Source organism: Thioalkalivibrio sp. AKL10 (genome assembly GCF_000381845.1).
In the GTDB taxonomy this organism is placed as follows: Bacteria; Pseudomonadota; Gammaproteobacteria; order Ectothiorhodospirales; family Ectothiorhodospiraceae; genus Thioalkalivibrio; species Thioalkalivibrio versutus.
Genome location: NZ_KB907145.1, coordinates 327,315 through 339,131 on the forward strand (window position 1 = coordinate 327,315; position 11,817 = coordinate 339,131).

The window sequence follows — 11,817 nt, forward strand, 5'->3', positions numbered from 1 at the left end:
GGCAGGGAATGCCGGCCGCGTCTCCATGGCGGTCGGAGGAATGGCATGGCGGGAGGCAACAAGGGTAGCTGGAGACCCAGCGCGGGGCGCACCGCGTTACTCGTCGCCGTGCTGTATCTGGTTGTCGGGCTGCTCTGGATCGCCCTGTCCGACCGGGCCCTGCTGCTGATGGTCGACGATCTGGAGCTGCTGGGGCAGTTGCAGACCCTCAAGGGCTGGGGCTACGTGGTGGTCACGGCCATCCTCCTGTTCCTGCTGGTGTATTTTCCCCTCAAGGCCCGTGACCGCGCATCGCGCGAGGCGCGCCGGCTTACCGGGATTGTTGAACGTTCCCCGGTGGTTGCCATCGAGTGGGCTACCACCCCCGGCTGGCCGGTCACCTTTGTCTCCCCGAATATCGAGCGCTGGGGCATCGCCCGCGATGCCCTGCTGCGCGGCGAGGTGCACTATGCCGACCTGATCCACCCCGATGATATCGACCGCATCGTGACCGAGGTCGCCGCGCACATCGAGCGCGGCCCGGACCGTTACACCCAGTTGTATCGCCTGCGGGACGGACCGGGCGGCTGGGTCTGGCTGGAAGACCGGACCTGGCTGACCCGTGACGAGTCCGGACAGGTGATCCGTATCAATGGCCTGCTGGTGGACGTGACCGAACGCCGGCGCGCCGAGCAGGACCTGCGTGATTCCGAGACCCGCTTCCGTGCGATCTTCGACAACGTGCAGGAGGCGATCCTGCTGCAAGACCTGGATACCGAGGCCCTGATCGGGATCAACGCTGCGGCCGAGAAGATGTACGGCTACAGCCGTGCCGAGTTGCTGGCCTGCAACGTGGCCGATCTTAGCGCGGACGAGACCGGATTCGACGTTCAGCGCCAGAAGGCCCTGATGGAGCGCGCCCGGCGTGGCGAACAGCTGGTGTTCGAATGGCGCGCCCGGCACCGTGACGGCCACGGGTTCTGGGTGGAGGCCAACCTGCAGGTCACCGAGATCGCCGGAGAGAAGCTGCTGCTGGTGACGCTGCGCAATATCGAGGCGCGCAAGCAGGCGGAGGCCGCCCTGGCGCGCCAGGTGGATCGCCTGAGTCAGGCCGAGCGCCACGCTGGCCTGGGCAGCTGGGAGTACCTGCTGGAGAACCGCGAGCTGTGGTGGTCCGATCGGTTGTATGGGCTGCTGGGCTGTGATGCCCACTACGGCAAGCCGACGCTGGAGTCGTTTGCCCGCCATTTCTTCGACCTCGAGTCCGCGGACGGGGCGCGCTTCTCCGCGGCGCTGGAGACCCTGATCGCCGACGGCCGGCCCGGGCCCCAGCGGTTGCTCCTGAAGGCCCGGCCCGAGGTGCGCGAGGAGGCCTGGTTCAGTCTCACCATGGAGGCGCCGATCGAGCGCGCCGACGGCCTGCATTACGTGCAGGGGACGGTGCTGGAGGTGACCGAGCTCAAGCGCAACGAACTGGAACTGCGCAACCTGAATGCCACGCTCGAACAGCGGGTGGCGGAACGCACGGCGGCCCTGCAGGCGCTCAACCAGGAACTGGAATCGTTTTCCTATGCCGTCTCCCACGACCTGAAGGCACCCCTGCGTGGAATCGAGGGCTACAGCCAGCTGCTGGAGGCGGACTACGGCGAGCAGCTGGAGGGCGAGGGTCGCACCTTCCTCAGCAATATCCGCAATGGCGTGGCGCAGATGAACGAGCTGATTTCGGATCTTCTGGCTTACTCGCGCATGGAGCGTCGGCCGCTGGAGGAGCGCACCGTCCGCGTGCGCGCGCTGGTGGAGGAGGTGCTGGAGTCGGTGGATCCGGGACTGCGTGAGCGCGCCGAGGTGAGTATCGAGATCGACCCCGATCTCTGCTTTGTCAGCGACCCGGATGGCGTCGCCCTGATCCTGCGCAACCTGCTGGAGAACGCGTTCAAGTTCAGTGCCGAGCGCGAGGCCCCGCAGGTAACGGTGCAGGCCGAATCCCGCAGCGCTACACTCGGGATCACGGTGCGGGATAACGGGATCGGTTTTGACATGGCGTTTCGGGATCGTATCTTCGATATCTTCCAGCGCCTGAACCGTGCCGAGGCCTATCCGGGGACCGGCGTCGGCCTGGCCCTGGTGCGCCGTGCAGTCCACCGGCTGCGCGGCGAGATCCGCGCCGACGGCACGCCGGGCGAGGGGGCCGCCTTCCACGTGGAGTTCCCGCGATGAGCCACGCCGGACGTCAGCCCTCCATCCTGGTGGTGGAGGACAACCCGGTGGATATCGATCTGATGCAGCGCGCCTTCAAGCGGAGAAACCTCTCCAACCCGCTGGAGACCGCGCGCGATGGGGTGGAGGCGCTGGAGTTTCTCGATCGCTGGGAGCGCGGCGAACTCGCGCCGCCGGCGGTGATCCTGCTGGATATCAAGCTGCCCAAGGTGGACGGACTGGAGGTGCTTCGGCGTATCCGTGCGCACGAACGCTTCCGGCGCATTCCGGTGGTGATGCTGACCTCCTCCAGCGAGGACCGTGACATCGCCACTGCCTATGACTGCGGCGCCAACTCCTACATTGTCAAACCGGTGGATTTCGCCCAGTTCGTGCAGGTCGCCGAGCAGGTCGAGCTCTACTGGTGCCTGCTTAACCACCCGCCGGTCTGAAGCCGCGGCCCCCTTGCAACCCGAGACCCCATGCGAATCCTGCTCGTAGAAGATCACTCGGCAGATGCCGATCTGCAGCGCCGCGTCCTGGAACGCCAGGTGCCGGGCGCGGCCGTGTCCCCGGCGGGGTCTCTGGCCGAGGCGCGCGCGGCGCTGACCGGGGCGGATGGCTTCGACTGCGTGGTAGTGGATCTGCGCCTGCCGGATGGCAGCGGTCTCGACTTGATCAGCGAGCTGCACGCCGCGGGACGCGGCGAGGCCGTGCTGGTGCTCACCGGTCACGGCGAACAGGAAACCGTGGTGGCGGCGTTTCGCGCGGGTGCCGATGACTATCTGACCAAGGCCGATGGCTACCTGGAGCGCCTTCCGGGGCGGGTGGTGGATGCTTGCGCCCGGCGCGAGCTGCGGGTGATCGAGGCGCGTGAGCCGCTGCGGGTGCTGTATGTCGAGCACAGCGAATTCGATGTCGGCCTGACCTGTCGCGAACTGGCGCGCACGGCCCCACATGTGCAGCTGGCGACGGTGCACACCGCCGAGGAGGCCCTGGCGGCGCTACCGGAAAGTGCCGCCGGGGAGCTGGACTTTGACTTGTTGTTGGTGGACTACCGGTTGCCCGGGATCGACGGCCTCGAGCTGGCGCGCCTGGTGCGCGAGGACCGCGGACTGGACCTGCCGACCATCCTGGTGACCGGGCAAGGCACCGAGGACCTCGCCGCGCGTGCCCTGCGTATGGGCGTGGAGGATTACACGGTCAAGCACGAGGGCTATCTGAAGACCCTGCCGATGCTGCTGGACCAGGTGTATGCCCGCGTGCGGCTGCGCCGGGAACGTGCGGCGCTGGCGGCGTCCGAACGGCGCTACCGCGAGGTGATCGAACGCGCCGGCGATATCGTCTTCGAGACCGATGCCGCCGGTTGCTGGCGTTTCCTCAATCCGGCCTGGACGGCCATCACCGGCCATTCGGTGGAATTGTCGATCGGCGAGGAGATGCTGTCGTTCATGCCGCTGGAGGATCGCGGTGTGGCGGCGCGACTGCTGACGCGCGCCGCGGAGGCCGACGACGGCCGGCTGGGGGCCGAGATTCGTCTGCGCGCGGCCGATGGCTCGCTGTGCTGGCTGGAGCTGCGCGGCCAGGTCAATCTGGATGCCGCGGGCCGGGCCACGGGCCTGTCCGGCAGTCTGGTGGACGTGACCCGGCGGGTGCTGGACCAGCGCGTTCAGGAGGTGCGCGGGAACGTTCTGGCACGCCTGGCCACGGGGGAGCGCGATCCACGCCTGCTGGAGGATGTGGTCAAGGGCCTGGAATCGCTGGCGCCTGACCTGCACGGCTGCATCATGCTGCTGGATGCCGACAGTCAGGAACTCTACGGCGTGGCGGCTCCGCGGCTGCCGGACCCGCTGCGCAGTGCCACCCGCCGGATCCGCGCTGCCCAGGGGATGGCCTCCTGCGGCGAGGCCGCCTGGAGTGGCGAGCCGATGATCATCGAGGACTGCGGGACGCACCCGAACTGGGCCGGGTTCTGCGATCTCGTGCGTGGGGCGGGCTTTGGCGCCTGCTGGTCGTTCCCCTTCCGGGATGCCGACGGTGGCGTGCTGGGCACCCTGGGTATTTATCTCGGCGCGTCACGCGGACCCTACCCTGGCGAACGGGTGCTGATCGACGAGTTCACCCAGATCGCGGGGCTGGCGGCGCAGAAGCTGCGCGTCTCGCAGGCACTCGGCGAGCGCGAGCGCGCGCTGCGGACCGCCGCCGAGCTGACCGTGGAACTGTTGCGCGAGGACAACCCCGCCAGCGTGATCCACCGGCTGCTGGCCGAACTGGGGCAGGAGGCTGGCGCCGACCGTGCTTATGTGCTGGTGGCCGAGCTGGACCACGCGGTGCGCGAGGCCCTGGATATCCACCGCTACTACTGGGTGCGTTCGGATACCGAGGAGATGATTCGCCCGCCGCCGCTGCGCAACCTGAGCCTGGAATCGGTCCTGCCGCGCTGGCACGAGATCCTGCAGGGCGGCGGTGCGGTCGATGTGCTGACCCGCGAGCTGCCGGATGAGGAACGCGCGATCCTGGAGGCCTCGCAAAGCCAGGCTGTGCTGCTGGTACCCCTGTACGTGGAGGGCGAGTACCGCGGGTTCCTCGCGCTCGACCGGGTGCGGCGCGCGCAGCGCTGGACCGAGGCGGACCAGAGCCTGGCGCGCATCGTCGCCTCCAGTCTGGGGGCGGCGCTGGAACGGCGCCAGGCCTTGCTGGGCCTGCGGCGCATGGCGGCGGTATTCGAGAGTACCCGGGACGGCATCATCATCACCGACCTGACCCCGCGGATCGTCGCGGTGAATCCGGCCTTCGTCGACATCACCGGTTTTTCCGAGGCCGAGGCGATGGGTCGCAACCCGAGTTTCCTGCAGTCCGGGCGACACGATGCCGATTTCTTCAAGCGCATGTGGGGCGGGCTCCAGCGAGAGGGACACTGGCAGGGCGAGATCTGGAACCGGCGGCGCAATGGCGAGGTGGCCCCGCAGTGGCTCAGCCTCAATACCGTCTATGACGAGCAGGGCCAGGCCCTGCATTACGCCGGCGTACTGACCGACATGTCGGAGCTGCGCCGGTCGGAGGATGAACTGCAGTACCTGGCGCAACACGATGCCCTGACCGATCTGCCCAATCGCAGTCAGCTGCAGGTGATGCTGGGGCAGGCGCTGGAGCGTGCCCGCATGCATGGGTACCGGATTGCGGTGCTGAATCTCGATCTGGACCGGTTCAAGAACGTGAACGATTCCATGGGGCACCCGGCGGGCGATCAGGTGCTGGTGGAGGTCGCGCGGCGTCTGCGCGGGGTGCTGGGGCCAACCCATGTGCTGGGTCGGCTGGGCGGCGATGAATTCCTGATTGTGGCGGAGAACCCGGACAGCGACGACGAGATCGCGCGCTGCGCCCGCAGTTTGCTGGCAAGCTTCGAGCGCCCCTTTACGCTGGAGGACGGGCGTTCGGTCTATCTGAATGGCAGCATCGGCATCAGTCTCTACCCGGATCATGGCGACACCGTGACCGCGCTGATCCAGCACGCGGATGCGGCGATGTACCAGGCCAAGGCATCCGGGCGCCAGACCTGGAGTGTCTATACCCAGGCCCTGACACGCGCGGCCGACGAGCGCCTGGAGCTGGAGAACCGACTGCGCCAGGCCCTGCAGGACGACAACGGCGAGTTGCGGCTGCATTTCCAGCCACAGGTGCGGCTGGAGGACGGGCAACCCTTCGGCATGGAGGCGCTGCTGCGCTGGCAGCCGGCACAGGGGGAGATGATCCCGCCAGATCGCTTTATCCCGATCGCCGAGGACACCGGGTTGATCGTTGCGCTGGGCGAGTGGGTATTGCGCGAGGCCTGCGATGCCGGGCGCCGATTGCTGGACCGCGGCGCCGGAGATTTCGGTCTGGCGGTCAACCTGTCCCCGGTGCAGCTGCAGCGCAGCGACTTCGTCAATCGCGTGGCGGAGATCCTGGCGCTGACCGGCTTCCCGGCCGCCCAGCTGGAGCTGGAGATCACCGAGACCGCGATCATGCAGCAGGGTGATCAGGCCATTGCACGGTTGGTGGCGCTGAAGGCGCTGGGGGTGAAGCTGGCCATCGACGACTTCGGGACCGGGTATTCCTCGCTGGCGGCCTTGAGGACCTATCCGCTGGATGTCCTGAAGATCGACCGCAGCTTCGTGGATGGCGTTGCCAGCGAGAGCGCCGACCGAGAGATCGCCGCCACCATCATCGCGATGGGCCGCAACCTGAACATGCAGGTGATCGCCGAAGGCGTGGAGACGGCGGAGCAGGCGGCCTTCCTGCAGGAGCGCGGCTGTGCCCTGGGTCAGGGGTATCTCTACAGTCGGCCGCTGGAGATCGAGGCGCTGGATGCCTGGATGACGAAGCATGCCGGCCTGCCGACACCCTGAGGGGCCCCGCTGGTCAGTGTCGTCAGGCATGCCCGCATGGCATCCCCTGGGCCGCTCCGGTAGCCTTTAGGCCCGTCTCTTGCCCGGAGCTGCCCCGATGTCCGATCCGTCCCGTCCCACTGCCTTGCGTTCGATCACCTTTCACGGCCTGGAGCCGGGGCCGCGTCTGATCGTGCTGGGGGCGGTGCACGGCAACGAGACCTGTGGCACCCAGGCCACCGAACGCCTGCACGCGGAGCTGGAGTCGGGGCAGCGGCGTTTGCTGCGCGGACAACTGACGCTGGTGCCGCGCACCAACCCGCTGGCCTATCAGCTGGAAAGCCGCATGGGCGAGCGCAACCTGAACCGCAATCTGCGCGTGACCGACGACCCACAGGACTTCGAGGACCGCATCGCCAACGTGCTGTGCCCGCTGCTGGCGGCGCATGATGTGCTGCTGGATCTGCACTCGTTCCACACCGGTGGGCAGCCGTTCATCATGCTCGGCCCGCGCGATAATGACGGCGAGCTGGAAGGCTTCACGCACGCGGCCGAGGAACAGGCGCTGGCGGCCTGCCTGGGGCCGCAGCGCATGGTCGAGGGCTGGCTAGATACCTACGCCCGCGGGGTCGCGCGCCGGATGAAGAACCCGAACGCCAGCCAGCGCGCGCAGATGCTCAGTACCGACCCCAGCTACGGCATCGGCACCACCGAGTACATGCGCTCGCAGGGCGGCTACGGCGTGACCCTGGAATGCGGCCAGCATGACGACCCGCAGGCGCCGGAGGTGGCGTACAACGCGATCCGCAACACCCTCGCGCATCTGGACATGCTGGAGGCCCCGGCCACCGCGGGCCAGGCCAGTCCGGAGGTGCTGCGTCTGGTCGAGGTGATCGACCGCGACCACCCGGATGACCGCTTTGCGCGGGAGTGGAAGAGCTTCGATCCGCTGGCGGCCGGCGAGCTGATCGGTACGCGTGCCGACGGCACCGAGGTGCGTGCCCCGGAGCCGGGCTTCATCGTGTTTCCCAACCCCAATTCCTTGCCGGGCAACGAGTGGTTCTATCGCGCCGAGTTCAGTGACCGCAAGGTCGTCTGAGCCGGGATACCGCGCGGCATGGACTTTGCGCCCTCCGGCGTTGCGTTGCTGCTCCTCGCCGCCGGGTTCTTCGCCGGCCTGCTGAATGCGGTGGCCGGTGGCGGCAGTTTCCTGACCCTGCCGGCGCTGATGAGCGTTGGCGTGCCGCCGGTGGCCGCGAATGCCACGGGGACCGCGGCCCTGCTGCCCGGTTATCTGGCCAGCGTGCTGGCGGATCGGCGGCAGTTACGCGGGGCGTGGCAGGAGCTGGGCCGAGGGCTGGCCTGGGGCCTGCTGCTGGCGGGGGTGCTGGGCGGGGCCCTGGGGGCCTCCGTGCTGCTGCTGACCGGGGATGCCCGGTTCCGCGCGCTGATCCCCTGGCTGTTGCTGCTGGCCACGGTGCTGTTTGCCCTCGGCCCTTGGCTACAGCATCAGGCCGCGCGGACGCATTCGGGGCCGCTGCGGGTATTGGGGGCCGGGCTGGGCTGTGCCTACGGCGGCTATTTCAACGGTGGGGTCGGCATCCTGCTGCTGGCCATCCTGCGTGGCCAGGGGATCACGGATCTCGCGCGGGCGAATGCGGTGAAGAACCTGCTCTCCTCGGTGCTGACCCTGATGGCGGTGGGGGTCTACATCGCGGGCGGGCAGGTGGTCGCGACCGGGCTGCTGGCTGTCGGGGCCGGTGCGATCCTGGGCGCGCGGCTCGGTATCGCCCTGGTGCGCCGCGTGCCGGAGGCCCGCTATCGGCATGCCGTCACCCTGATCGGGGCGGTGATTACCCTCTTGTTTTTCCTCGACCCCGCCTGGCTCGCGTCGCCTGACATCTAGGCTGCGTCGAGCGAAGCGAAACGCATCGGTCGGCGTGACGTCTTTCCGTGTACCCGTGCGTCCTGATGCGTTTCGCGGGGCTCAACGCAGCCTGCGAAGCGTCTGCCATTGGCGTTGAGGGCCCGGTCAGGGGTTCGGGGTGCGTGCGGCGTCGAGTGTCCGGGCGAAGGCGTCCAGGGCGGCGGTATCGGATTCCGGCAGGATGGCCTCGATGCGGGGGCGCCGTGGCGTGTCCGGGGCGTCCATCGGCTCGAGCCCGTCGTGGCCACCCACGGTTGATGCGGCGTCAGCCCTGGTCGGTCTTGTAGGATGTGTTGAGCGAAGCGAAACGCATCGTTCGGGGTGGCGTCTTTTGCTGTAGCGTGCGTTCTGATGCGTTTCGCGGGGCTCAACGCATCCTGCGAGGCGTCGATTGGCACCGGGTGGTGGGTTAGGTGTTCGGGGTGTGTGCGGCTTCGAATGCCTTGGCGAGGGCGTCCAGGGCGGTGGTATCGGATTCCGGCAGGATGGCCTCGATGCGGGGGCGCAGTAAGGGGTCTGGCGGGTCCATGGCCTCCAGCCCGCCGTGACCGGCGACCCGGTTGATGCGTTGCCAGCCCTGGTCGGTCTCCACCAGCCCTTTCAGCCGGTCGCCGGTAAAGCCGTCGACCAGGCCTGCGAGCGTTGCGTGGTCGACGATCTGCCCCTCGGGCATCAGCCAGCTGCGACCGATGTAGCCATCGCCACGGGTGTCAATGGTGACCCATTCATCTGCCGCGGGAGCGGCATGGTCATGGTCGTGGTCATGGTCATGGTCATGGTCATGGTCATGGTCATGGTCATGGTCATGGTCATGGTCATGGTCATGGTCATGGTCCGTGGATTCGGTCGCGGCGTCGAGGAAGGCGCGGGCCTCGGGGAACAGGGCACCGCCGCGTTCCAGCCGGGGCCGGTCCAGCCATTCGCGCTCGATGCGGGCCTGAGTCGTCTCGACCACCAGGGGGCGCGGCGAGGGCATCGCGGCGACGTATGCATGCAGCGTCTCGCGGTCATCCTCGCTGTAGAGGTCGGCCTTGTTGGCCAGGAGTACATCGGCCAGGGCGATCTGGTCCTGCCAGGTCGGGTGCTCGCGATGGCGGGGCGAGGCCAGGTGGCGTGCGTCCATCAGGGTCACGGTGGCGCGCAGATCGAGGACGCCGGCATAGGGCGGTTCGGTCAGGGTGCGGATGATCTGGGCCGGGTGCCCGAGACCGGTCGGCTCGATCAGGATGCGGTCGGGTTTCTGGCTGCGGATCAGCCGGTTCAGGCCGACGGTAAACATCTGCGCCGAGACGCAGCACAGGCAGCCGCCGGGGATCTCCTCCAGGGCCACGCCGGTATCCGCCAGCAGCCCGCCATCCACGCCGATCTCGCCGAACTCGTTGACCAGCACAGCCCAGTGCTCGCCTTCCGGGCGCTGCGCGAGCAGGTGACGGATGGCGGTGGTCTTGCCGACGCCAAGAAAACCGGTGATCAGGTTCAGCGGGATGTCACGGTGCTGGGTCATTTCCGTTGGGCTCGTTCGGTTGTGTGGCGGGCGTGTCGGTGTCGTCGTCTGCCGGCCCCAGGCTGTCGGCCGGGACGCCCTCGCTTTCGAGGCTTTCGCGCATCGCTTCCTCAGCCTCCTTGTTAAGGACGATGATCGAGATGCGACGGTTGATCGCGTCCTCCGGATTTTCGCGGTTGAACGGTACGCTGGCGGCCAGCCCGACGACCCGTGCGATCTGGTCGGGATAGGTACCGCCGGCGACCAGCGCCCGGCGGGCCGCGTTGGCGCGATCAGCCGAGAGTTCCCAGTTGGTGTAGTCCGGGCGCAGCAGCGGGCGCGCGTCAGTGTGTCCGGTGATCGAGACGCGGTTGGGGACCTTGTTGATCAGGCTGGCCAGTTCGCGCAGGATCGCGTCGGCGTGCTCCAGCGGCCGCGCGCTGGCACTGTCGAACATCGGCCGGTTCTCGCGATCGATGATCTGGATACGCAGACCGTCGGGGGTGATGTCCAGCAGCAACTGGTCCTTGAAGGGCTCCAGCGCCTGGCTTTGTTCGACCGCTTCCTCCAGGGCCCTTTGCAGTGTCTCGAGGGCCTCACGGTCGCGCGCCTCGGCCAGGTCGTCCAGGGTTTCATCGTCGATGCCACTGGGGGGAGCGACGGATTCCGGGTCTTCCATCAGTTCTGGCAGGCCCTCGAAATCGATAATCGACGGGTCCACTCCTGTGCCGTCCCCGGGCGCCTGTCCGGGGACGGGTGCACGGCCTTCGAAGGCTGACGGGTTCTGAAAGTATTCGGATAAACCGGCAAGATCTTCGGCCTCCATCGCGGCGAGCAGCCACAGGAGCAGGAAGAAGGCCATCATCGCGGTGGCGAAATCGGCAAAGGCCACCTTCCACGAACCGCCGTGGTGAGCGGCCTTGACCACCTTCTTCTTGACGATGATCGGCTGGGTCTTGTCCTCGACGCCCATGGATGCGTTCCGGACGGCCTCAGGCCGCCTTCACGTGCTCCTCGAGTTCGGAGAAGCCGGGCCGCAGCTCGCTTTCCATGGTCTTGCGGCCGAATTCAACCGCCACTTGCGGGCTGTACCCCTGAACATTGGCGAGGATGCAGGCCTTGATGCACTGCAGAAACTTCGCCTCTTCCTGGGATCGGGCCTCCAGTGCGGCCGCGGTCGGACCGACGAAGCCGTAGGCCAGCAGGATGCCGAGGAAGGACCCGACCAGGGCCGCCGCTACGTTCATGCCTATTTGTTCGATTGAGCCGCCGAGCGCACCCATGGTGTTCACGATCCCCAGCACCGCCGCCACGATGCCGAAGCCGGGCAGGGCATCCGCCACGCGGTTGACTGCGTGGCTGGGGCGCTCGGATTCCTCGTGATGGGTCTCCAGGTCCACGTCCATCAGGGCGTCCAGCTCGTGCGGGTTCATCGAGCCGGAGATGATCAGGCGCATGTAGTCGGTGATGAACTCGACCGCGTGATGGTCCTTGAGTACCCGGGGATGCGCCTGGAACAGGGCGCTTTCCTCGGGCTCCTCGACGTCGCCTTCGATGCCCATCAGGCCTTCCTTGCGGGCCTTGGTGAACAACTTGTACATCAGCGCGAGCAGGTCGAGGTAGTCTTCGCGCGAGTACTTGGCGCCGCCTTTCAGCAGCTGGGGAAGGGACTTGAGGACCGTGATCACGACCCGGAAGGGGTTGGCGATCAGGAAGGCCCCTAGGGCCGCGCCGCCGATGATCATGTATTCGTATGGCTGCCAGATCACCAGCATGTTGCCGCCGTGCAGCACGAAGCCGCCGAACACGCCGCCGAGCACGATGATGAAACCGAGAATGAGCTTCACTGATGGGATCCCGTGATG

The 11,817-nt window shown here is 67.5% G+C and carries 9 protein-coding genes; 5 read left to right on the forward strand and 4 right to left on the reverse strand.

The window, feature by feature from the left end:
• The first annotated feature begins 108 nt into the window (after nt 1-108).
• The 5 genes from G333_RS0112600 (at nt 109) to G333_RS0112620 (ending at nt 8,448) form a co-directional block, all read left to right on the forward strand.
• Nucleotides 109-2,196: a PAS domain S-box protein gene (locus G333_RS0112600; RefSeq protein ID WP_019628608.1), complete on the forward strand. Its 2,088-nt coding sequence runs from the start codon at nt 109-111 to the stop codon at nt 2,194-2,196.
• On the forward strand, nt 2,193-2,627 hold the full coding sequence (locus tag G333_RS0112605; protein WP_018176009.1) for a response regulator: 435 nt from the start codon (nt 2,193-2,195) through the stop codon (nt 2,625-2,627). The genes G333_RS0112600 and G333_RS0112605 overlap by 4 nt, the downstream gene beginning before the upstream one ends.
• Before the next feature lie 30 nt (nt 2,628-2,657).
• Nucleotides 2,658-6,563 (forward strand): EAL domain-containing protein, encoded by a 3,906-nt coding sequence (locus tag G333_RS0112610; protein ID WP_019628609.1) that lies wholly within the window; start codon nt 2,658-2,660, stop codon nt 6,561-6,563.
• Nucleotides 6,564-6,660: 97 nt separating this feature from the next.
• Nucleotides 6,661-7,641 (forward strand): M14 family metallopeptidase, encoded by a 981-nt coding sequence (locus tag G333_RS0112615; RefSeq protein ID WP_018144406.1) that lies wholly within the window; start codon nt 6,661-6,663, stop codon nt 7,639-7,641.
• A gap of 18 nt (nt 7,642-7,659) precedes the next feature.
• Nucleotides 7,660-8,448 carry a sulfite exporter TauE/SafE family protein gene (locus G333_RS0112620; RefSeq protein WP_018144405.1) on the forward strand — a complete coding sequence of 263 codons (789 nt, stop codon included), beginning with the start codon at nt 7,660-7,662 and terminating at the stop codon, nt 8,446-8,448.
• A gap of 126 nt (nt 8,449-8,574) precedes the next feature.
• On the opposite strand, the gene G333_RS15110 is transcribed toward G333_RS0112620, so the two are convergent.
• The 4 genes from G333_RS15110 to motA form a co-directional block, all read right to left on the reverse strand.
• Nucleotides 8,575-8,721 (reverse strand): hypothetical protein, encoded by a 147-nt coding sequence (locus G333_RS15110; RefSeq protein WP_155985594.1) that lies wholly within the window; start codon nt 8,719-8,721, stop codon nt 8,575-8,577.
• Nucleotides 8,722-8,878: 157 nt separating this feature from the next.
• Nucleotides 8,879-9,973 carry a GTP-binding protein gene (locus G333_RS0112630; RefSeq protein WP_019628610.1) on the reverse strand — a complete coding sequence of 365 codons (1,095 nt, stop codon included), beginning with the start codon at nt 9,971-9,973 and terminating at the stop codon, nt 8,879-8,881.
• A complete protein-coding gene (motB, locus tag G333_RS0112635) occupies nt 9,957-10,925 on the reverse strand; it encodes a flagellar motor protein MotB (protein WP_019628611.1) in 969 nt (322 codons plus the stop codon). The genes G333_RS0112630 and motB overlap by 17 nt, the downstream gene beginning before the upstream one ends.
• A 19-nt stretch (nt 10,926-10,944) precedes the next feature.
• A complete protein-coding gene (gene motA / locus G333_RS0112640) occupies nt 10,945-11,799 on the reverse strand; it encodes a flagellar motor stator protein MotA (protein WP_018176002.1) in 855 nt (284 codons plus the stop codon).
• Between the last annotated feature and the right edge of the window lie 18 nt (nt 11,800-11,817).